This is a genomic window from Luteibacter aegosomaticola (assembly GCF_023078475.1).
GTDB lineage: Bacteria > Pseudomonadota > Gammaproteobacteria > Xanthomonadales > Rhodanobacteraceae > Luteibacter > Luteibacter aegosomaticola.
This window is the reverse complement of the sequence record NZ_CP095741.1, coordinates 2,444,544-2,466,965: the sequence shown is the minus strand read 5'-3', so window position 1 is coordinate 2,466,965 and position 22,422 is coordinate 2,444,544. Positions and strand designations below refer to the sequence as shown.

Sequence of the window (22,422 nt, the reverse complement as noted above, 5' to 3'; positions counted from 1 at the left end):
CATCGACATGAAGAAGCTTCTCCTCACCCTGATCAGCGTGGGTATCGTCGTGCTGGCCGCGGCGCTGGCGTTCGCGTACTGGCCCACCCACACCCGTGCTATCGACGCCGGCCCCGCGGCCGATGCGGCGCTGGTGGAAAAGGGTCGCTACCTCGCCTATGCAGGCGATTGCACGGCCTGCCACACCAAGCCAGGCGGTGCCGCATTCGCCGGCGGCCTGCCGATCGCCTCGCCCCTGGGCACGATCTACAGCAGCAACATCACGCCGGATGCCGAGCACGGTATCGGCCACTACACGCTCGACCAGTTCGACCGTGCCGTGCGCCACGGTATCGCCGCGAATGGCTCGTCGCTCTATCCGGCGATGCCGTTCCCGTCGTATGCCCGGATGACCGATGACGATGTGCGCGCCCTGTACGCGTACTTCCTGCACGGCGATATCAAGCCTTCGGCCGAGCCCAATCGCGCCACCGATATCCCGTGGCCGCTCTCCATGCGCTGGCCGCTCGCGATCTGGCGCAAGCTGTTCGCCCCGGTGCCCGATGCGGTAGCGTTCGACGACAAGCGCTACACCGATCCGAAGATCGCGCGCGGTGCCTACCTGGTGCAGGGCCTCGGCCACTGCGGCAGCTGCCATACGCCGCGTGGCGTGGCGCTGCAGGAGAAGGCGCTCGATGAGCAGGCTCCGGGCTATCTTGCCGGTGGCCAGGTCATCGATGGCTGGTTCGCGGTGAACCTGCGTGGCAACACGGCCGATGGCCTCGGCCGCTGGAGCGAGCAAGATATCGTCGATACGCTGAAGACCGCGCGCAACGCGCACAGCGCCATCGTGGGCCAGCCCATGGCCGACGTGGCCGTGCACAGCACGCAGCACCTCAGCGATGACGACCTGCATGCGATCGCGGCGTACGTGAAGTCGCTGCCTGCCACCGCGAACGATCCGTCGTCGTACACGGCTGATGATCACACTGCCAAAGCTCTCCAGGCGGGTATCAACGATAGCCGCGGCGCCGAGATCTACGTCGACAACTGCGCCGCCTGCCATCGTACCGATGCCAACGGCTACACCCGCGTGTTCCCGGCTATCGCCGGCAACCCGACGGTGCTCGCCGACGACCCGACGACGCTCGTACGCCTGATCCTGGGCGGCAGCCATCTGCCTTCGACCCAGGCCGCGCCGTCACCGCTGGGCATGCCCGCCTTCGGCGACCGCCTGAGTGACGATGAAGTCGCGAAGTTGGCCACGTTCGTCCGCGGCAACTTCGGTAACCACGCCGGTGCCGTCGATGCATCGGCCGTGAGCAAGGTCCGCGCAACCCTGCCGAAGGAATAACCCTGTAGGAGCGCGCTTGCGCGCGATCGCGAGCAAGCGCGCTCCTACCTAGGTCGTTCGGCGTATGGGTGCTGTAACACATGCGGGCGTATAACCGATCCTCTTGACCTGCCCGACAAGGGCATGGAGGAGAGGATCATGACCTTGCTCCTGGCGAAAGGCGCGACAGGCGCCGACGTGGCGTTGCTACGCAAGAAGCTGGCGGCCGTGCTCGGCGACGCCGCTGCGGCGTTTCCCGGGCTCGCGGCCGGCACAACGTTCGATCAGCTCACGGATTCCGCCGTTCGGCAGTGGCAGTCGGGCGTAGGGCTGGTCGCCGATGGCATCGTCGGCCCGTACTGCCAGAGTGTTCTCGGGATGATCGGGCTACGGCCCACGGCGGTGCCGCTTACGCTGGACGCCGTGAAGCGGCTGTTCCCGGTGACCAAGGTCTCGAACATCGCGCGTTACCTCTGCTATGTCGCCGCGGCGTTGAACGTTGAGGGGCTGACGGATCGCCCCATGATCTGCGCGGCGCTGGGCACGATCCGCGCGGAAACCGAGGGATTTGTGCCCATCCCGGAATTCCCCTCGCACTTCAACACCACGCCGGGCATGCCGCCGTTCAGTGCTTATGACGGCCGGAAGGACCTGGGTAATACGCAGCCGGGCGACGGGGCGTTGTATCGGGGCAGGGGCTTCGTACAACTCACTGGCCGTGCCAACTACCACGCGTACGCCGCAAAGATCGGGCTCGATATCGAAGCCATGCCGGATCTTGCGTGTGCACCTGAGGTCGCCGCCGTGCTGCTGGCGGTCTTCCTGGGCGATGTCGCCGTGAAGATTCGCGCGCGCCTGGCGGCGAACGACTTCGCGGGAGCGCGCAAGCTGGTCAATGGGGGCACCAACGGCCTGGACCGCTTCCGTAGCGTCTTTGCTTTGGCGAAAGACGTATGGCCTGAAACCGCCACCGTGGGCGCCGGGGCACGCAAGCGGGGCGCTGCGAAGGCCGCCGTTGCCGAGGCGACGCCCGCGCGCACGCTCAATGCGAGCAAGGATCCCGTCGACCTGCGCGATCGCCTCTTCGCTCCGCGAGTGAGCAGTCTGCCCGATTGCACACCCAGCGACGACGAGGTGGTCGAGCTGCTGCCCGTCTATTCCAAAGCCAGCCTGATCCTCGATCAGGGGGCGGAGGGCGCGTGCACGGGTTTCGGCCTGGCATGTGTCATCAACTACCTGCGTTGGCGCAAGGCCGATACGCCGCTGAAGCTCGAATCGGTCAGCCCGCGCATGCTGTACAACTTCGCGCGGCGGTATGACGAGTACGCAGGCGAAAACTACGCTGGATCCAGCTGCCGCGGCGCTATCAAGGGCTGGTTCTACAACGGGGTGTGCCTGGAAAGCGATTGGCCTTACCACGCTGACGATACCCAGCCGCCGGCCTTTGGCTACGCCGATCGCGCTACCGCGAACACGCTCGGCGTCTACTACCGCATCGATGTCAAGACGATCACGGATCTGCAGGCGGCGATCCTTGAGGTGGGCGCCATCTACGTCTCGGCGAACACGCACGACGGCTGGCAGACGCTGCCCACGGTAAGGAAGAAAATCACGGGTCACGAAAGCTTGCCGGTGATCGCGTTCGATGGTTCGCCGGCCCGCGAAGGTGGGCACGCCTTTGCGCTCGTCGGCTTCAACACCCAGGGCTTCGTGGTGCAGAACTCGTGGGGGAAGACGTGGGGTGCAGGTGGGTTTGCTGTGCTTACCTACGCGGACTGGCTCGCGAACGCCATGGATGCCTGGGTCGTGGCCATGGGCGTGCGTGGTCTGGTCTTCGGGCAGCGCGCTGCTGGCACGGCCGCCGATACCAGGCGGGCGGGGCAGGCCGGCGATCTCACCTGGAGCGAAGCGGATGCCTACGAACACAGCGTCGTGCTCGGCAATGACGGCCGCGTCGACCGTTACCTGACGCAGGATGAGCTGACCCGTAGCCTGCTTTACCAGGCCAGCACCTTGCCCGACCAGTGGTTTCGCCAGCAACCAGCGTCATCGCCGCGGCGCCTGGTGCTTTACGTGCACGGTGGACTGAACAACGTGGACGACGCGATCAAGCGCGTTCGTGTCATGGGTCGTTACTTCACGGGCAACGGCTGCTATCCGCTCTTCATCGTTTGGAAGACCGGGTTCCTGGAATCCATCGAAGACATCATCCAGGATAAATTCCATCCCGCTTCCTCACGCGCCGGCGGGATCCGCGAAGCGATCACCGATGCGACCGATGCACTCATCGAAACCACGATCGCGCGCCCGCTCGCCCGGCCCATCTGGAGCCAGATGAAGCAGAACGCCCAGGGCGCGATCGACCCCACCCGAGGCGCCGATCTTCTCGTGACGGCATTGCAAAACCTCGCCGCCAGCTCAGGCGACAAACTCGAAATCCACCTGATCGGGCATTCGGCCGGCTCCATCTTCCTGGGCTGGCTGGTCGACCTGATGACGGCGCGCGGCCTCGATGCGTCGGTGAAATCGCTGCACTTCTACGCACCGGCATGCACGGTGCAGTTCGCCAACCAGCATTACGCGCCGCATGCGAACCTCATGGGCTGCATGTACCTCGATATCCTTTCGGACGAAGACGAACGCAACGACAACGTCGGCGCGGTCTACCGGAAGTCGCTGCTCTACATGGTCTCGGACGCACTGGAGCAGGATGTGCGCACGCCGATCCTTGGTCTGGCCAACGTGATGGATCCGAATTACAAGGGCTGGGATGGCTCATCCACCACGGGCGAAGCGCTGGGTAACTGGCGCCAGGCCGCAAAGGACAGCCATCTTTCCGAACGCACCGAGCTGACGACCACCAGCACGGTCAACACCAGCCCAACCACCACCATCCCCGCAAGCCACGGCAGTTTCGACAACAACATCGCCATCGTGGGGCGGACCATCCAGCGCATAACAGGCGCAAAACTCACCCTCCCGGTCACCGACCTCCGCGGCTTCTAACCCCCGCCATCACCCAATCCGCTCCCTCGTCTAACCGCTGCCATCACCCCATCTGCGCCTTCGTCTAATCCCTTCCATCACCCAATTTGCGCCTTCGTCCATTCCCCGCCGTTGTAGGAGCCCACCCTGCGGGCGACGCCGTTCGCGCCGACGCCACAGGCCCTGTGGCTCTTTCGCGAAAGATGTCGCCCACAGGGTGGGCTCCTACATGGGCCCGCGAATGAGGGCCGCCGCCTCACCGCGCAAGCACCACCAAAGCCAGGGCCCAGCCCACCCCCAGCCACGCCAGATACACCGCCGGCGAGCACGTGAACACCACCGCCTGCCACCCATGCGCAGCCGCCAGATAAGCCATCGGCCCACCGACCGCACCCAGCGCAGCAGCTAACCACGGCCGCCCACGCACGACCCGCAGCGAGCGATCGATCGTCGTGGCGAAGCACGCCCATAGGGCCAGGATCCAGAGTGGCGCCCCTCCGGCAGGTAGCGCCGGGGATGGCGATGCGTAGTGCCACCAGCCGAGCAACGCGGGCACGCCGTCGACCACCGTGCCGAGCACGAGTGCCGCAAGGACCCGGCGGGTTTCTTCGGCAGGTTTCGGCCCCGTGGCGACCTGCCAGGCGACGAAGACGACCGCGGCGGCGATAGCGCCGCCAGGCACGCCCCGCGACGCGCAGATCACCAGCGCAAACCACAGCGCCTGGTACAAAATCAGGTTGATCCAGCGCATCGCCACGAGTTGCCCACGAAAGCGGTCCTATCAGCATGTACGAAGACGGGCGCCGCGGGGATGCAAACGCGGCTAGACTGCGGATCAGGCACAAGGGCACGCAGGTTTCGCGGCGCTTATGCCGCACGGCTGCGCTGATCGATGCCATCCCAAGGGTGATCCACGACATGTCCGAGCTTTTCACCGCCATGGTTCCGCGCCTGGAGACGGCGCGCCTTACCCTGCGCGAGTACCGCCGGGAGGACTTCGAGGCCTTCGTGGCGCACCTCACCGATCCCGCAAGCACCGTGCACCTGAGCACGTCCGACCGCTCAACCGCGTGGCGCACGTTCAATTCCCACGCCGGCATGTGGGCGCTATATGGCGCGGGCTGGTGGATGATGGAGCGGCGCGACACGGGGCAGGCCGTAGGCTGCATCGGCGCGTTCTATCGAGAGGGCGCCGGGGGCCTGGAAATCGGCTGGAATACCTGGCGCGAGCATTGGGGGCAGGGGTTCGCTGGCGAAGCCGCCGAGGCCGTCGTGGTCTACGCCTTCGAGGTAAGGCAGGAGCCGCGGGTCCATGCGCTGATCTCGGAAGGAAATACGTCGTCTATCCGCGTGGCGGAACGCGCAGGCCTGTCGTTCGAGACCGAAACCGATCTCAACGGTAAGCCCGTCGGCATGTACACGCTCACGCGTCCATAAGGGGAACCCCATGAAACGTTCAATGTTGTCGCTGTGCCTTTCGGCAAGCCTGGTGTTTGGCGCCGCCCTTTCTCCGACGATCGCGCAAGCTGCCGCGCCAGAGGCAAGCACCAAGGCCTCCATGGCCACCATGCAGATCCCCAGCCACGGCGCGCAGCTCAACGGCCTGGTTTACGTGGCCGAGGGTACGGGCCCGCATCCGGTGGTGATCCTTCTGCACGGATTCCCCGGCAACGAGCGCAACCTCGACCTCGCCCAGGACATGCGCCGGGCAGGGTGGGACGTGATGTATTTCAACTACCGGGGTTCCTGGGGCACGCCGGGCAACTTCTCGTTCGCGAACAGCATTGAGGACGTGTCATCCGCGATGGCTTACCTGCGTAAGCCCGAAAACGCAGCGAAGCTGCGCGCCGATCCGTCAAAGATCGTCCTTATCGGTCACAGCATGGGTGGCTTCATGGCCACGCAGGGTGCAGCTGCGGACCCGGCGATCAAGGGCATCGCCATGATTTCCGGCGCCGACATGGCTGGCATGTTCCAGGACGTGCGGGCGAAGGAAGCCACGCAGGCGGCCGCTGTGAAGAAAATGGGCGCAGGTCTCGCGGAAGAAGGCCTTGCTCCACTACATGGCGTCACGCCCGATGGCCTGGCGAAGGAGCTGGCGGATCACGCCGCTACGTGGGTTTTTCCGTCAACCGTAGATCGCCTGAAGACCCGCCCCGTCTTCGTCATCACCTCCGATGACGGCCTGGCGGCGCACGATGACGCGTTTGCCGAGGCGCTTCGCAAGGCGGGCGACACGCAGGTCACCAGCCTGCACCTGCCGACCGATCATTCTTACTCCGACCAGCGTACGGAGCTCTCGAAGGCGCTGCTCTCGTGGCTTGCCACGTTCAAGTAGCACCTGTCCCGCCAGCGGGCGGTGTTTGTGTACTGCGCGCGAGGCGCACACCGCTCACCGCCACCAGGCCGGCCACGATGAAAACCATGCCGAGCCACTCGCTGCCTGTGGGTGCTTCATGCAGCACCACCCAGGCCATGAGCACGCTGATGACCGGCACCGCGAGCGACGAGACCGAAGCCACGGCCGTCGGCAGCTTGCGCACCACGAGCAGCCACAGCGTCCACGCCAGGCTCGTCGCAAGAATCACGGAATAGGCGAGCCCTGCGATGAAGGCGGGGCTCCAGTCGATCGCCCGCTGCGGCACCACGAAGGCGACGATCGCCAGGCCGGCCGCGCCGAATGCCATCTGCCAGGCCGTAAACGTGAGCGGATCGGGGTTGTAGCGCTGGAACGTGCGCTTGCTCGTTACGGTGCCAAGGGCCCAGCACATGCCGCCTACCAGGGCGAAGATCGTGCTGACCGGATTGCCAAGGCCGTTCCACGGGGCGATCACGCAAGTGAGCCCGATAGCCGCCAGGCCCAGGCCGATCCAGTGCCGCCGCGCCGGCCGCTCGCCCAGCAGCCACCAGGCGAGCAGCACCGCCCAGAACGGCATCGCATAGGCGAGCAGCACGACATGGCCGGTACCGCCGGAGGTCAGTGCGAACTGGCCCAGGCCCTGGAAGGCAGCGGTCTGCGCAAGGCCGGTGACGATCGTGCCACCGAGCGGGGGTGGCGCGAGCGGTCGCCGCATGACCACCAGCACCGCGAAGAGCAGCGCCGCGCCGATGCTGTAGCGCAGGGCGGAGAAATCGAATGGCCCGGCGTATTTCAGCACCAGCTTCATCACGATCCAGCTAAACGCCCAGATCACGACAGTAGCGCCCAGGGCCGTTACTGCGCCCGCGCTGGCCTTTCCGTCTTGCATGCCTAATGACCCACAGATCCAAACGGACATAGTGGCCTATTATCGAAAGGTTGCGCACCTTTCCGGAACTACAGGAGATCGTCTTGTCCCTATCCCGCCTGGTCCATGGCCTGCTCGCCGCATCGTGTCTTGCCGCGCCGCTCACCGTTGCCGCACAGGCCGCCCCGGCGGACTGGCACGACACGCTGACCTTCGCCGACCGCCACGCCGCCATGGCCACCCAGCCGGACGGCAGCTTCCATCTGGAGTTCGATGGGGGCGAGAAGACGATTGCGCCGCAGGCCTGGAAAACCGACACCGCCAGCCCGTTGTTCAACGGCCTGTTTGCATTGGCCCAGGACGAAGCGAAGGTGGATTCCGTCGAGGCGGTTCGCGAAGGGCGCTTCAATCATGGCGCGGCCATCGGCTGTTCCTGCTTCGCCACGGGTAAGAAGTGGTCGTACGTGTGGACGCGCGATCTGTCCTATGCCCTGGATCTCGGCCTGTGGCGATTCGATCCGCAGCGCTCGCGCAACTCGCTAGCCTTCAAGCAATCGGCCACGCGTGGCAGCGTGAAGCCTGGCGAGTTCGTCATGCAGGATACGGGCTCGGGCGGCAGCTGGCCGGTGAGTACCGATCGCATGGTGTGGTTCATCGGTGCCAGCCGCCTGCTCGACGACAAGGCATTCAACGAGACTTTCGGCCAGACCCTGGTGGACACCCTCGCGCAGGAGCGCCTTTACACCTACGACGCAGACGTAGGCCTCTACCGTGGCGAGACCTCGTTCCTCGACTGGCGTGACCAGACGTATCCGGCGTGGGCCGCAAAGGACGTCACCTTCATCGCGCAGTCGTTTGCGCTGTCGACCAACGTGCTCCATTACGAAGCGTTGCGCATGGCAGCCAGCCGCGCCCAGGGCGCCGACAAGGCGACTTACGCGGCCCAGGCCGAGGCCCTGAAGGCAGCGATCAACAAGCACTTCTGGCGTGAGGACCGCGGCCTCTATATGAGCTATATCGGCGGCGATATCACGCCGATGCCGTTCGACACTTACGACCTGCTCGGCGAATCGCTGGCCATCACCAGTGGCATCGCCACCCCCGGACGCGCCCGGCGCATCATTGCGGGCTATCCAGGCTGGCCCACCGGTACGCCGGTGATCTGGCCCGAACGCCACGACGAAGCGATCTACCACAATCGCGCCATCTGGCCGTTCGTGAGTGGGTACGCGCTGCGCGCCGCACGCACGGTCAATGACCCCGTGCATATCGAACACCAGCTCCGCTCCATCATCCGTGGTGCCGCGCTCAGCGGCTCGAACATGGAGAACTTCGAGATGCTCTCGCAGACCATCCATGTCGAGGACGGCAAGCACAGCGGCCCGGTGATCAACTCGCCGAACCAGCTTTGGTCCGTGGGCGGTTACCTCGGCATGGTCGTGGAGGGCGTCTTCGGCCTCGAAAACAACGGCGAGATCGAGCCCAAGCTGCCCACCACGCTGGTACCGATGTTGTTCGGCGACAAGCCGTCGATCAGCCTGAATCTCGGCGGACGCAAGATTGTCATGCAGCGGCCAGCGTCGCTCGATGGCAACCTTCTGGTCGCGGCGAAGCATACGGTGAAAGGCGACACCACCACGGTCACGTTGAAGGCCATCAAGGTGGCCGATATCCCGCTGAAGGAAGGCGCTCCTGTCTACGCGCCGGTAACACCGACGCTGACGATCCATGCGTCGGGCAAGGGCCATGTCGTTACCTCGTCGGCCCCCGGGGCGCTTTACGTCAACGGTGTCCGCCAGCTTTATCCGGCAGGCGCGCCGCCGCTCCAACTCGCCGACCGGCAAGACCAGCAGTGTGTCAGCGCAACGGCTATCGCCGATGGGATCGAATCCATGCCGACGCGCGAGCAGTGCGTCGGCATGGCAAAACGCATCGCGGGTACCGGTCCGTGGACGTTCGCCGCGCCACGCACGGGCACGTACGATCTCGCCACGTGGTACGCGAACAAGCACGGCGACACCGATGGTGGCATCACCGCATCGGTGCAGTTTGCCGACGTAACTTGCGGTGAGCGCGCCGTGCAATCTGGCGTGCTGGTGATGGCGCACAGCGAAGGCGTACAGCGCTCGACCTTAGCCCGGTTCACGGCAAAAGCCGGGGAAACCTGCACGATCGCCCTTCGCCGTGGCTTCAATATGAGCGACCTGGCGAAGTTTTCCTCCTATACGGAGGGTGCGGGTGGCGAGTCGGGCCCGGTCAACGAGGCGGATATCCAGGCGCTGGAAATTCGCTCGATTAGCACTAACTAGCGCAGAAAAATTGATCTGGATCGTTATTACGTTCGATAGCTTCGAATCCTAGGGATAGCCCCCCGCAATCTGGGGGGTTTCCCCGATGGAGAGCGAGACGCATCCGCATAATCTGGCACCGCAGCTCAGTCCGAGTTGTATGACAAATTGGAGAACGCGCATGCCTCGTTTCATCGTCGAACAAGCGTTTTTTAGCGACATGGATCTCCCGACTCATGAGAAGGGAGACCATCTCTTCCGGAAAATCATCAGTAATAACGCGGAAAAAGGCGTTACATGGGTAAAGTCATACGTTGGCCGTGACCGCACACGCGCCTTCTTTGTCTACGATGCGCCTGGCCCTGATGAGATCCTGCAGGCCGGCGAATGCAACCGGCTACCGATCGATGACATCACCGAGGTATCTGTACTGGATCCGTACTTTTACCTAGGGATCGGCGAATCAGGGCGTAAAACTGTACCGCCCTCGCATCTGCGTACGCCCTGGCTTCCGTTCAGCTACCTGATCGCCTAAGGCAAATAGCTGCAACTGCGGCACGTCGCCACACTCGCTTGGAACCTGCCCGGTGCGAAAATAGGGCAGGTTCCGGAGAGCCGACACGTTGGAACTCATCGAACGCGATCACGCCCTGCAATGCCTACATGATGCGGTTGGACGTGCCGAGCAGGGCGCGGGATTAACTGTGCTGGTCAGCGGCGAAGCGGGCATCGGCAAGACGGCGCTCGTCCGCCAGCTCGTGCGCGATCGCAGCGCCGATGGCGATCGCGTGCTCTGGGGTAGTTGCGAAGCCCTGTTTTCGCCAAGGCCCCTCGGCCCTATTTACGATATGGCCACCGCGTTCGATGCGGAGGTACAAGGCATGCTCGGTGCCGATGGGCACCGGGCACGCTTGTTTCATGCCGTACTCGAGGATCTGCAGAAATCGCCGCGCATGACGCTGCTTATCCTCGAGGACCTGCACTGGGCGGATACCGCGACGCTCGACCTTGTGAAGTACCTCGCGCGGCGCATCCAGCCCCTGCGCGCACTCATTCTCCTGACGTATCGCGACGACGAGCTGGGCGATCGCCACCCCTTGCAAACGGTCTTCGGCGACTTGCCGGCCGATGCGGTAATCCGCGTGCCGCTGCTCCCGCTCACCGAGGAGGGCACCGAGAGCATGGCGCGTCAACTCGGCGCCGATGCACACGGCATTTTCGCGACGACGCGAGGCAACCCGTTCTTTCTCGCCGAAGTGCTGCGCACTGACGGCGTACCCGCCACGGTGCGTGATGCCGTGCTTGCGCGTGCAGCCCGTCAGTCGCCATCGGTGCGCGCGCTGCTCGACCTGGTAGCGATCGTGCCGTCACGCATCGACATCGCGACGGTGGATGCCGTACTGGCCCCTTCGGCCGATGATATCGCCGCCGCACTGGCTTCAGGCCTGCTCACCTTCGAAGATGGCTGGTACGCCTATCGCCACGAGCTGGCCCGCATCGCCATGGAAGAAGCGCTCGCCACGCCTCGCGCGACCAGCCTGCACGCGCGCGTCCTTGCGCGCCTCGAGGCACTGGCGGATACGGAGCCGGTACCGGTCGCGAGACTCGTGCACCATGCTGCCGGCGCGGCCGACGCCGCAGGCGTCCTGAAATACGCGCCCATGGCTGCCGCGGAGGCGATCTCCCACGGATCGCATAGCGAAGCGGCAAAGCTATACGGCGTCGCCTTGATGTACGCGGCACGACTCCCGCTGCGAGAGCAGGCCGAATTGCTTGGGCGGCGCTCCTATCAGTGCTACCTCACCGACCAGGCCGAGGAAGCCACGATCGCGAGCCTGCGGGCGCTGGCGATCTGGCGCGAGTTAGGCGAACCCACGCAGGAGGGCCGCACCTTGCGCTGGCTATCGCGGCTGCACTGGTTCGTCGGCCGTAACAGCGAAGCGGAAGCGTACGCCGACGCCGCTGTGGCGTTACTGGAGCAACTCGATGAAAACAGCGAATTTGCCTGGGCCCTGAGCAATCGATCGCAGCTTTACATGCATGCCGGACGTACGGGCGAAGCCGTGGCATGGGGCACCCGCGCCCTCGAGCTCGCCAAGCGGCTGAAAGACGACGAGGTGATTAGCCATGCCCTCAATAACGTGGGCACGGCCATGCTGGCCCATGGCGACGTCGAGGGCAGGGAGCTGCTTGAGCGAAGCCTGGCCATCGCGCTCGACGACGACTTCGGCGAGCACGTCGCACGGGCCTATTCGAACCTGATCAGCACGGCGATCGCTGGCCGGCATTACGCCGAGGCGGCGCGGAAGATCGAGGAATCCGGTGACTACTTCGCGGATCATGACCTGCACGCCTGGGCGAATTTCGTCTCGGCATGGAAGGCGCGCCTCGCCTTCGAACTGGGCCGCTGGGACGATGCCGTGCAGATCGCCAGCCAGCTGATCTACCGGGACGCGGCGGCGCCGGTATCGCGCATCCCCGCGATGGCGGTGCTAGCGCGTATCCGTCTTCGCCGCGGCGACGAGGGCGCGATCGAACTGCTTGATGAAGCCACCGAGCTGGCCAGCAATACGGGCGAGATCCAGCGCCTGGCGCCGGTGGCGATCGCACGCGCCGAGGCAGCCTGGCTGCGCGGCGAAACGCATCTGGCCGATACCTGGGTGCGTTACGCCTACGATATGGCAGGCGAACTGGGAGACCGCCGTGAGCACGGCGAACTGGGTTTCTGGTGCTGGAAACTCGGCGAAGGGAAGGGCGGTTACGAAGATCCTGCCAATCCATACACGATGCAGCGGCGCGGCGACTGGCGTTCGGCGGCGGCGACATGGGCGCGGCTGGGCAATCCTTTCATGCACGCCATGGCGCTCTGGGATGGCGATGAAGCGAGCAAGCTCGAGGCCCTGGCGATCTTCGAAGCCCTGGGCGCAAGCGCCATCGTCAATCTATGTCGTGGCGAACTGCGCCAGGCCGGCGTGCGCGGTATCACCCGCGGCCCCAGGGCGACCACCGCGGCCAATCCGGCCGGACTCACCACCCGCGAGCGTCACGTGATGGGTTTGTTGGGCAAGGGCCTGTCCAACGCGGAGATCGCGCAGCGCATCGTGCGTTCGGAGAAAACCGTTGAGCACCATATCTCCGCCATCCTGCGCAAATTGGGGGTTGGTTCGCGCGGAGAGGCGGTGGCGGCCGCCTGGCGGCTGGGGTTGATGGACGAAAACTGAGGGGTGTGCGCGCGCAATCCGGGGGAACCTCCCGATGCCGCGCGGCATGGGCGTTCGTAGGCTGGTGTTGCAGCTCGGTCTCGCGACCTGCCTACCCACAAGGAGACTCCCCATGCCCCGTTACATCGTCGAACGCGCCTTCCCAGAAGGATTGGACTTGCCCATCAATGAAGCGGGCGACCGCCTCTGCCGAACGATCGTCAATACCAACGCCGAAGAGGGCGTGACCTGGGTGCATTCCTACGTGAGCCGTGATCGCAGCCTGTCGTTCTGCGTTTACGACGCGCCCAGTCCTGAAGCGATTCGCGAAGTGGGGCGGCGCAACCAGCTACCCGTAGGCAGCATCACCGAGGTCTCGGTACTCGATCCCTATTTCTATATGGGGGTGTCGCAGTCGGGAAAGGAATCGTCCGCTCGCGTGCGTCTTCGCGCACCGTGGCTACCTTTCAGCTACCTGGCGGCGACCACGGCGCTGAACATACTCAAGCACCTTGCCATGCGCCTTCGTGGCGTCGCCGGCGCAGAGCCGGCTGAGAACGTGCACTTTCCCTCGAAGTACGGTCCGGTGTGAGCCGTACCCGAAGGAACCGGCCTTCCTGCGTGGGGACGCAGGAAGGCCGGGACTTGCGATGATGCTTAGAACTTGTACGACAGCATCAGGCGGTTGCTCGACCACGGCATGTTGCCCGGGTTGAGGTTGTTCTTGCCGCCTACCGGGTGCTCCCAGCGGTCACGCAGCTGGAGGCCCTTCACCCAACGATCCATCTTCAGGATGATGTCGGTGTACAGCTCGTGGTCGACGCCACGCAGTACCGTGTCGTAACGCGCGTACGACGCCACCAGCTGCAGCTGGTCCTGGAACAGGTTGTAGGCGGCGCGAGCCTTCCACGCATGGCCCGGGCCCTGCTCAACCAGGCCACGCAGCATGGACGAGGTGAACAGCGGATCGGACGAGTAGTTGGCGCTGTACGGCGAGATGATCGAGCCCAGGCCCACGGCGGAACGATCGCTGTTGAGCTTGTTGTACGAGAAGTCGAACTTCGCATGGCCGACGTTCACGCCGGTATCGATACCCCAGGCGCGGGAATCCACGCGCTGGCCGGCAACGCCGAGCACCTTCGTGCGGGTGTCCACCAGGACGTTCTCGGCACCGCTGGTCTGGCGGACGATCTGCGCGCTGAAGAACGGCGTCACCGCGCCCATCTTCGGCGCAGTGTACGTGCCTTCCACGTAACCCGTCTGCGCGAAGTGCTCGAAGTTGTAGTACCAGGCCTGCGCCTTGATCGGGCCGGTCGCATAGGTGCTGCCGATCGCCGTGGTGCCGTTCTGCTCATGCGGGTTGCCGGTGAGCGAGCCGTTATTTCCGTACATGGTGTCGCCGTGGTACGTCGACGGGTAGTACAGGTTGTCGTCGTTGTAACCATCCGACGTACGACTCTTCCAGCGAAGCACGCGGATCACGTAGACGTCCCAGCCCTTGGCCGGGCGGAAATCGAGCAGGCCCGCCTGGTACGACGCCGGAATGGCGCGCGTATCCGACTGGCCCATCCACGGCGTATTGAGGTACTGGTCGCCGACGCGCACCGTCATGAACGGATTGGCGTACTGGACATAGGCCTGGGTAAAGCCATCGATGACGTTGTTCGGGCCCATGAGCGATGCATCGATACGGGCGGTATCGCGCTGCTGGGTGCCGAAGGAATGAGCCGAGAAACCGGTGGCGACGGCGCTGAAGCCATTGACCACGCCGCTCTTGACGGTCAGGAAGCCGGCCAGCGAATTAGCGAACTGATCCTTCGTTGCCTGATTATCGTAATTACGATCAAAACGATAGAGACGAATTTCGCCGTCAATCGAACCATCCCGGAAAAAATCTTCAGCGTGAAGGCCGGCGCTGGAGCACGCCAAGGCCAGGATGCTGAAACGCACCAACTTAGACATTTCGATTGAATCCCTGACTTGAAAGGTGAAGCTTTTAATCTGCTTAGACAGCTATCGGCCGCCAAGCCGGGGACTTTAATCAAATTGTTACATCTGGTGGTCTTTTATTGCCGAATAACTGCTTTGCGTCACGCTTCTGGCCAACGCGCGTCGCGTGGATGCGCCGGCTCAGGTCTTGGGCTGAACCGTGCCGGGCGGCACGCGCTTGAACACGCGCCAGATGGTGACCGGCTCCGAACGCTGTTTCATCGCGATATCCGTGCGGATGGAGAGTTGGTGCCCGTCCGCGGATAGGGAATAGCGCTGGGTCACTTGCATGCGGCCCTTCGCGCCGCCGGATTCGGTCACGAATTCGCTTTCATACCAGCCAGTTGCGGGCTGGTGATTATCTTCCGAGCCGGGTGATACGAGAGGAATATCGCGGCTCGCACCATCGCTCGTGACATGCAGCGTCGTTGCATCCTGGGCAAGGGTCAGGCTGGTGGGCCACGGCATCATCCGCGAGAAGCCGCCGGGGCCACCCGCCGCACCGGCCGCGCTACCGGCGCCACCATGCTGGCCACCGCCCATACCGCCGCCGTGGCCGCCGAAACCGCCACCGCCACCGCCCATGCCACCCATGCCGCCGCCGTGGCCGCCATGACCCCGGCCGCCGCCCATCTGGCCGCCGCCTCCCGAGGACGCCATCTTGGTCGCCGGATCCTCACTCTGTGAAGGATCCAGCTGCCATTGCCCGCTCAGGTCCACGGGCGACAGGGGCGCCGCCTTCAAAGGCAGCAATCGATTCGACGCACAACCGCCAAGCAGTACGGTAGCAACGACGAGGGTAGGGAAGGCGAGGCGAATCGAACGAAACGACATGGGCACATCTCGAAAGAAGGAAAGCCCCCCTCGTAACGCATGCCACCCCACCCGGTGCACAACGCCCATGCAGGAGCGCGCTTGCGCGCGATCCACTCCACCTATCCTCGGTTACGGCTACTGCAAAAACTACGTCGCATACGTCGCAACGCCATTCCCGAACGACCAGTTCTCCTTAGCCGTCTCCACCAGGTTAATCAGCACGTCCTCGGGCCGCACCCCTGGGTTCGCCACCAGCTTGTCCACCACGGCCCGATAAAACGCCTTCTTCTGCTCAACGCCCCGCGTGTTGTTCGCCGTGATCTGCACAATCACCAGATCATCCGAGCGCTGGATATCCAGATACGACGGGTGATAGTCGAACTCCTCGGCTTCGTACTGGCTAACCAGCATGAAACGATCGTTCTCGGGCACCTGGAAGTTCTCGCGCATGGCGGCATAAATACCGTCCTTCAGCGCAGCGATATATTCAGCGGACTTGCCGCGGCGAATGTCGATGCGAACCAGTGGCATGGGGGTGTCCTCGGTCAGGTAATCAGGAAAGCTTCGGTTGTGACATATGGCCGACCGTATACGCATCGGCACGCGGGGTGTCATGGGCGGCAGAGGCGTCACGCCAGAGGGCGAAACGCATCAGTGTCCACGTCGTTGGATCGAACGCGGAGACGGCAGCTTCCGCCCCCTGGTCGAGTGCGGCACGCACGAGCTTCTGTTCGCGCCGGCGCGTCTCGTCCATGGAGGCTTGCGGCGATATCGCAGCGGTATCGTGCGTGGCGTACGTCGCCGCGGAGAGATCGGTGGAGAACTCCGCATCCCACACGGCCCAGGTGCGCACCACAGGGCGCCCGAACGAGGCGACCACCGCGGCAAACCCCGGGCCACTCAGGAACTCACTGAGCCCCCGGGGGTCCCGCCAGACGTAGAACGGCGCGTACACGTTCTGGCTGCCTGTGCGAGACGCATCGACGCGCCCATGCAGGTACGCCTTGAACGCAAGGCCCTCGAGGTTATCGGTGAGGTGGCCGCGCTCGGCGATACGCTGCCGGATGATCGCCATGTCGTAATCAGCGGGTAGGGGGATGCGGTATTGCATGGCGATCATGGTGCGCGGCTCCGGAGAAGATGGCTTGACGGAACCAGCCTACGCCCCGATGATCGTTCTGAAAATTGGAAAGTTTAGAACTTATCATCCCGAAATCCAGGAATGTCGCCATGAGCCGGCTTACTTTCGACCTCGACGTCATCCGCAGCTTCGTCACCGGCGTGGAGCTAGGTAGCTTCAGCAAGGCGGCGGAGCGGCTGGGACGCTCCACCTCCGCGATCAGCGCCCAGCTCAAGAAGCTCGAGGATCAGGTGGATGCGCCGCTGCTGCGAAAGGCCGGCCGTGGCCTGGCGCTCACGGAAACGGGCGAGGTCATGCTCGCTTACGGGCGCCGCCTGCTCGATCTGAACGACGAAGCGGCCAGTGCCATGCAGGGCACGGAACTGGCGGGTAGCGTCCGCCTCGGGCTTCAGGAGGATTTCGGCGAAAGCGTTTTGCCCGAGGTGCTGGGTCTGTTCCGGCGCGCGCATCCGCGGCTGCATATCGAGGTGCAGTTGGCGCGCAACACGGCACTGCTGGATGGCGTGCGGTCGGGGCGGCTGGACATGGCGCTCGCCTGGCAGACGGATGCGAGTTCGATCCATGCCGAGCACATCACGACGCTGGCCATGCGCTGGATTGCCGCCGAGGGAGCGAACGCGCCTGACTCGAATGAGCCGATGCCACTCGTGGTGCTCGATGCCCCGTGCCTGATGCGCGCCGCGGCGATCGATGCGCTGGACTACGCGCATCGGCCATGGCGTATCGCATTCACGAGCCCGAGCCTTGCAGGCACATGGGCTGCGGTGCGAACCGGTTGGGGGCTCAGTGTGCGCACCGAACTCGGCTTGCCGCCCGGCGTGCAGGTGCTCGACGCCGAGCAACACTCGCTACCACCGTTGCCTGCACTAGGGCTTGCCCTGTATTCGAGCCACGCGACGAAGAGTGTCGCTGGCGAGCGCCTGGCCACGATGATCAAGGAGCGTTTGCATGATGCGCTCGGCGCCATGGCCGGTCGTAAAAACTGACGCACGGATGGTTGCACCTGCAACCCGGGTATCGCGATACACGTCACAGCAATGATGTGCCTTCGTGGCCAGCATGGCAGCGGCAACGCCGCTTAGATGTCCATCCCACACCCCACGGAGAGATGCATCATGCTGAGTTCGTTTCGCTTTCGTCGTGCACGGATCATGATCGGAATGGCCATCGCGGCCACAGGCATGATGGCCTCCCTGCCATCGTTCGCGGCATCCACCGGCTATGTAGGCATTTTCGGTGGCGGGCCCATCTACAAGAACGCCAGCCGTACTGTCAGCGAGCTCGGATCGTCCGGTTTCAATGAAGTCATTGTGTGGAGTGTCGAGGTGGCCGCCAATGGCGACCTGAACTTCAATGGCGAGTTCCCGCTCGTTTCCAACGGCGCGTATGTCGGCGCGCAAACCTACCCCGATTTCGCGAATACACTCGCCAGCCTCAAGTCGGCCGGGGTGAAACGCATTACCTTCAGCATTGGCTCGTCCAACGTTGGCGATTTCCAGCACATCAAGGCGCTGGTCAACAGCACGGGTACCGGCGGTGGCGTGAGTTCTTCCAGCACGCTGTATAAGAACTTCCAGGCGCTCAAGGCGGCCATTCCGTCCATCGACGCGATCGATCTCGATGACGAAAATAGCTATGACGTCGCGTCGACGGTGAGTTTCTCCGTGATGCTCGGCAAGCTCGGCTTCCACGTGATGCCTGATCCGTACACCAATAGCTCGTACTGGACGACCGTTGTTTCGCAGGTTAACCAGCAACGGCCGGGCACCATCGATGGCGTGCACCTGCAGACGTACTCCGGCGGCTCCGGTAACAACCCATGCTCGGGCTGGGACTTTGGCGGGATTCCGGTCTATCCGGGCGTCGCCGATACCGCCGTTGCGGGTGGTGTCTCCGTGCCTTCGGCACAAAGCACCGTTGCGAGTTGGGAAGGGCAGTGCGGTATCACCGGTGCCTTCCTGTGGCTCTACGACGATGTCGCCGGCAAAACCTATAACGGCGGCACCCTCTCCGCAGGCTACGCCGGCGCACTCAATACCGGCCTGACGCCCAGCGACTGAGTATCCCCGCTGCTGTAGGAGCGCGCTTGCGCGCGATAGGGGCTTGCCGCGAGCACCCATCGCGCGCAAGCGCGCTCCTACAAGAGCATTCGTTGCCCGCCGCGCATCTCGCCTCGAAAGGTTGGCGAAAGCCTCGCGAAAGATTGCCGCCACGCCGCCGCACAGGAACGCTGAAACCGTGCTGCAACGCAACTTGCATCGGTTTAATTTCGGCTTATAAGGCTATTCGACATATATGAACTTGAAATTCGTATATGCACTGCTTCGCGGTCAGGCCGCGCGGGGCGGCAGGGGGAAGTGAGCAGGCTCGGCAACACTCACCAGTTCGATAGCTCCCGCGGGGGGAGACTCAATGAAAAGCATTTGTTTGCGGCGAGCGATGATCGCCAGTTCGGTTGCGCTCGCGCTTTGGGCGCCGCATGTTCTTGCGCAATCCGCCACGCCAGCGGGCGGCAAACCATCTGACGCGCCTGACAAGGCCGTCGAACTCAAAGCGGTCACCGTCACCGGCTCCATGATTCCGCGCGTCGAGGTTGAGGGGCCTGCGCCGGTTATCAGTATTTCGGGCGAGGACATCAAGAAACAGGGCTATACCACGCTGTGGGAGTTCCTTGATTCACTGCCGCAGGTCGGCCAACAGATTTCGGATTCCGCCTCGTGGGGCTCGAGCTCGGTCAACGCGCGCTCGGTGAACCTGCGCGGCCTCGGCCCCGGCTTTAGCCTTCTGATGATCGATGGTCACCGTATCGTCGATTACCCGCAGCCGCTGAACAAGCAAAGCAACTTCCAGAACTACAACAACCTGCCCACCGGCATGATCGACCATGTCGAGATCCTCGCCTCCGGCGCCTCATCCATTTATGGATCGGATGCCGTCGCAGGCGTGGTGAACGTGATCCTGAAGAAAAACTACCAGGGCGACGACCTGCAGGTGACCGGTGGCGGTGCCACGCGCGGCGGCCGCGCCTACGGCGACATCAACCTGTTTGGCGGCCGCTCGGGCAGCAACTGGCACGTGCTCTACAACCTGGAAAAATCCAATCGCACGGCGTTATGGGGCATGGATCGGCCGTACCAGGATTCCGTCTCCGATGCCGGCTATGGTGCCTGGGGCCCGGCCGCCCGCATGTTTGGGTATCAATACGATGCGGCCGGCGCCGTGGCGCTTTCCGCAATGGACGGCAATGGCCAATACATCACGCCGCCCTCTGGCACCTGCGGCAAGTTCACCAACTCGCAGTTGAGCCAGTCGCATACCGTGACCACGAATGGCACGCAAATCTCAGGCGTTACGAATAACGGTTATTACTGCTCACAACCGGCGCTGTTCCAGAACTGGGTACTGACGCCCGGAAGCCGTAGCAACAACGGCTACGTGTCGGGCGAATATGACTTCAGCAACGGGTTGCAGCTTTATGGTTCGGCTGCGCTGTACAAGACCGTGGGCATCTCCAACACGCAGCTCAATGTGTTCGGCACCGGCAAGTTTTACGACGAGAGCACGGGGCAGGTGATCAACCAGGCCATCCGCCAGCTGACCGCGCAGGAAATCGGTACCTCGGCCAATACGCATGACCGCGAGCAGAACTGGAACCTGCAAACCGGCCTGCGTGGCACCGTCTTCGACGGCCGCTTCAACTGGGACCTGAACCTCAATAGCCAGAAATACATCGTGCGCGAGGATTTCACCGGCTACAACGCGCAGGCCATGAACAACTTCTTCCTCGGCCAACAGCACGGCACCACGGCCGACGGCCTACCCATTTACGCCATGAACTGGCAGCAGTGGTGGAATCCGATTACGCCACAGCAGTACAGCCAGTTTGCGGTGAACGGCGAAAATACCTCTTCCTCCTGGCTCAACCAGGCACAGCTTCGCGTCAATGGCGATCTGTTCAAATTCCCCTGGGTGGATGAATCGGTAGGCTGGGCGGCCGTACTGGAAGCGGCGCACAACGGCTTCAAGCTTTCGCCCGATGTGCGCGGCGCGGATCCGGCCACCTTCCAGAATCCGTTTGGCGCGTACCTCACGGGTGGCGGCACTCGCCAGCGCTATTCGCTGGGCACCGAGTTCCGCGTGCCGGTGCTCGATACGGTGACCTGGACGATCTCCGGCCGCCTCGATAAATACAACGACGCCAGCAGTGCGGATATCGCCCGCACCTGGGGCTCGGGTATCGAATGGCGGCCGTACGACGGCCTGCTCCTGCGCGGCAGCTACGGCACCAACTTCAAGGCGCCGGACATGCAGGCCATCTACCTGACGGGGTCGACCTCGCCGGTGGGTGATTACATCGACCCCCTGCAATGCATCAACGCCATCAAGGGCGGCCAGAACAACAACACCTGGTGTAACCAGGTGCAGCGCCCCACCTCGCAGTACTACACGCTTTACACCAACGGTAGCCGCCTGCTGTTGCCGCAGACCGGCCACTCGTGGACCTACGGCTTCGTGTGGCAGATCCCGGGCGTGCAGGGCCTCTCTGTGTCGGCCGATTACTGGCACATGGGCGTGGATAACGCGATCCAGTATCTCGACCAGGGCACGGTGCTGAACGACGAAGCAGGCTGCCTCACAGGCTTCAAACCCAACGGCACGTCCGGGCTTTCGCCCTACACGGCGCATGTGGCGGGATCGGCGTATTGCCAGATGGTCACGCAGATGGTGAAGCGCGACGCCACGGGGCAGATCATTTCCGTGCAGTCGGGACCGATCAACGAAGCGTCGCTTTACGTCGGCGGCATCGATGCCTCGCTGGACTACAAGTTCCACACGGATAACTGGGGCGATTTCCGCGCCGGTATCAACTACACCGACAACCTCTCGTACAAGCAGCGCGTACTGGCATCCGACCAGCTGCAGAACACGCGTTACCAGAACGTCGCCAGCCGCGTGACCTGGATCGGCGACTGGACCAAGGGCATCTGGAACGTCTCGATCTCGGGCGTGCGCGAGGGAAGCATGCGTGCCCCGAACTACGACGGCTGCAACGTGCTGCCCAACGGCATCCAGCCCGGCATGGTCACGGTACCGAACGGTGGAGAGACGATCGCCACCGGCATCTGCCAGGTCACGCAGGATGGCCAGCAGGTCACGGTGGCCGATACGACCTACAAGGGCAGGACGCCGGTGTGGATTACATGGAATGGCTCGATCGGCGTGCAGATCAATCCGGAGACGCATCTGAAGTTCACCGTGTCGAACATCTTCAACAAGGTCGGCGCCATTCCGTATTACGCCGGCGGGTTTGAATTCGTCACGACCGGTCAGACCGCGGATGAGTACAACGGACGCGAGATGTTCCTGACGTTCGATTACAAGCTGGACTGACCGGCCCCGTCCGTGCAGGAAAGGGCTGGCCCCGGGCATCACCGGGGCCAGCCCCGTAGCCGCGAACCTATGC

The 22,422-nt window shown here is 63.8% G+C and carries 17 protein-coding genes; 11 read left to right on the top strand and 6 right to left on the bottom strand.

The window, feature by feature from the left end; genetic code table 11:
* Positions 1–7: 7 nt before the first annotated feature.
* Positions 8–1,333, top strand: coding sequence for a c-type cytochrome (locus tag L2Y96_RS10720; protein WP_247336681.1), 1,326 nt, complete (start codon positions 8–10; stop codon positions 1,331–1,333).
* A gap of 138 nt (positions 1,334–1,471) precedes the next feature.
* Positions 1,472–4,318, top strand: a complete 2,847-nt coding sequence (locus tag L2Y96_RS10715; protein WP_247336678.1) for a C1 family peptidase — start codon at positions 1,472–1,474, stop codon at positions 4,316–4,318.
* A 235-nt stretch (positions 4,319–4,553) separates the two neighbouring features.
* Here the strand turns inward: L2Y96_RS10715 and L2Y96_RS10710 are convergent, their stop codons facing one another.
* Positions 4,554–5,048, bottom strand: coding sequence for a DUF2878 domain-containing protein (locus L2Y96_RS10710; RefSeq protein WP_247336675.1), 495 nt, complete (start codon positions 5,046–5,048; stop codon positions 4,554–4,556).
* Positions 5,049–5,215: 167 nt separating this feature from the next.
* Here L2Y96_RS10710 and L2Y96_RS10705 point away from each other — a divergent pair, with 167 nt between their 5' ends.
* Together L2Y96_RS10705 and L2Y96_RS10700 are read left to right on the top strand one after the other, a co-directional pair.
* Entirely contained in the window at positions 5,216–5,734 is a 519-nt protein-coding gene (locus L2Y96_RS10705) for a GNAT family N-acetyltransferase (RefSeq protein WP_247336672.1), read from the top strand.
* Positions 5,735–5,744: 10 nt separating this feature from the next.
* The gene (locus L2Y96_RS10700; protein WP_247336670.1) at positions 5,745–6,635 is read left to right on the top strand and encodes an alpha/beta hydrolase family protein; all 891 of its coding nucleotides are present in this window, start codon (positions 5,745–5,747) and stop codon (positions 6,633–6,635) included.
* Here L2Y96_RS10700 and L2Y96_RS10695 read toward each other — a convergent pair.
* Positions 6,628–7,545 carry a DMT family transporter gene (locus L2Y96_RS10695; RefSeq protein ID WP_247336667.1) on the bottom strand — a complete coding sequence of 306 codons (918 nt, stop codon included), beginning with the start codon at positions 7,543–7,545 and terminating at the stop codon, positions 6,628–6,630. The genes L2Y96_RS10700 and L2Y96_RS10695 overlap by 8 nt on opposite strands.
* A gap of 83 nt (positions 7,546–7,628) precedes the next feature.
* Here L2Y96_RS10695 and L2Y96_RS10690 point away from each other — a divergent pair, with 83 nt between their 5' ends.
* The 4 genes from L2Y96_RS10690 to L2Y96_RS10675 all read left to right on the top strand — a co-directional run bounded on the left by L2Y96_RS10690 (position 7,629) and on the right by L2Y96_RS10675 (position 13,604).
* On the top strand, positions 7,629–9,833 hold the full coding sequence (locus L2Y96_RS10690) for an alpha-L-rhamnosidase-related protein (RefSeq protein WP_247336664.1): 2,205 nt from the start codon (positions 7,629–7,631) through the stop codon (positions 9,831–9,833).
* A gap of 160 nt (positions 9,834–9,993) precedes the next feature.
* Positions 9,994–10,347 (top strand): nickel-binding protein, encoded by a 354-nt coding sequence (locus L2Y96_RS10685; protein WP_247336662.1) that lies wholly within the window; start codon positions 9,994–9,996, stop codon positions 10,345–10,347.
* 88 nt (positions 10,348–10,435) lie between these two features.
* The gene (locus L2Y96_RS10680; RefSeq protein WP_247336659.1) at positions 10,436–13,033 is read left to right on the top strand and encodes an ATP-binding protein; all 2,598 of its coding nucleotides are present in this window, start codon (positions 10,436–10,438) and stop codon (positions 13,031–13,033) included.
* Positions 13,034–13,145: 112 nt separating this feature from the next.
* A complete protein-coding gene (locus L2Y96_RS10675) occupies positions 13,146–13,604 on the top strand; it encodes a DUF4242 domain-containing protein (RefSeq protein WP_247336657.1) in 459 nt (152 codons plus the stop codon).
* 65 nt (positions 13,605–13,669) lie between these two features.
* Here L2Y96_RS10675 and L2Y96_RS10670 read toward each other — a convergent pair whose 3' ends face one another.
* The 4 genes from L2Y96_RS10670 to L2Y96_RS10655 all read right to left on the bottom strand — a co-directional run bounded on the left by L2Y96_RS10670 (position 13,670) and on the right by L2Y96_RS10655 (position 16,937).
* The gene (locus tag L2Y96_RS10670; protein ID WP_247336654.1) at positions 13,670–14,974 is read right to left on the bottom strand and encodes an OprD family outer membrane porin; all 1,305 of its coding nucleotides are present in this window, start codon (positions 14,972–14,974) and stop codon (positions 13,670–13,672) included.
* 168 nt (positions 14,975–15,142) lie between these two features.
* Complete coding sequence (locus tag L2Y96_RS10665; RefSeq protein WP_247336651.1) at positions 15,143–15,835, bottom strand: hypothetical protein; 693 nt, start codon at positions 15,833–15,835, stop codon at positions 15,143–15,145.
* A 129-nt stretch (positions 15,836–15,964) separates the two neighbouring features.
* A complete protein-coding gene (locus L2Y96_RS10660; protein WP_247336650.1) occupies positions 15,965–16,348 on the bottom strand; it encodes a tautomerase family protein in 384 nt (127 codons plus the stop codon).
* 22 nt (positions 16,349–16,370) lie between these two features.
* Positions 16,371–16,937, bottom strand: coding sequence for a DUF4865 family protein (locus L2Y96_RS10655; protein ID WP_247336647.1), 567 nt, complete (start codon positions 16,935–16,937; stop codon positions 16,371–16,373).
* A gap of 110 nt (positions 16,938–17,047) precedes the next feature.
* Between L2Y96_RS10655 and L2Y96_RS10650 the strand changes: the two genes are divergently transcribed.
* From L2Y96_RS10650 to L2Y96_RS10640, 3 genes are all read left to right on the top strand, one after another.
* Complete coding sequence (locus tag L2Y96_RS10650; protein WP_247336644.1) at positions 17,048–17,944, top strand: LysR substrate-binding domain-containing protein; 897 nt, start codon at positions 17,048–17,050, stop codon at positions 17,942–17,944.
* Positions 17,945–18,073: 129 nt separating this feature from the next.
* Positions 18,074–19,018 carry a hypothetical protein gene (locus tag L2Y96_RS10645; RefSeq protein WP_247336641.1) on the top strand — a complete coding sequence of 315 codons (945 nt, stop codon included), beginning with the start codon at positions 18,074–18,076 and terminating at the stop codon, positions 19,016–19,018.
* Between the two features lie 352 nt (positions 19,019–19,370).
* A complete protein-coding gene (locus L2Y96_RS10640; RefSeq protein WP_247336638.1) occupies positions 19,371–22,349 on the top strand; it encodes a TonB-dependent receptor plug domain-containing protein in 2,979 nt (992 codons plus the stop codon).
* The last annotated feature ends 73 nt before the right edge of the window (positions 22,350–22,422 follow it).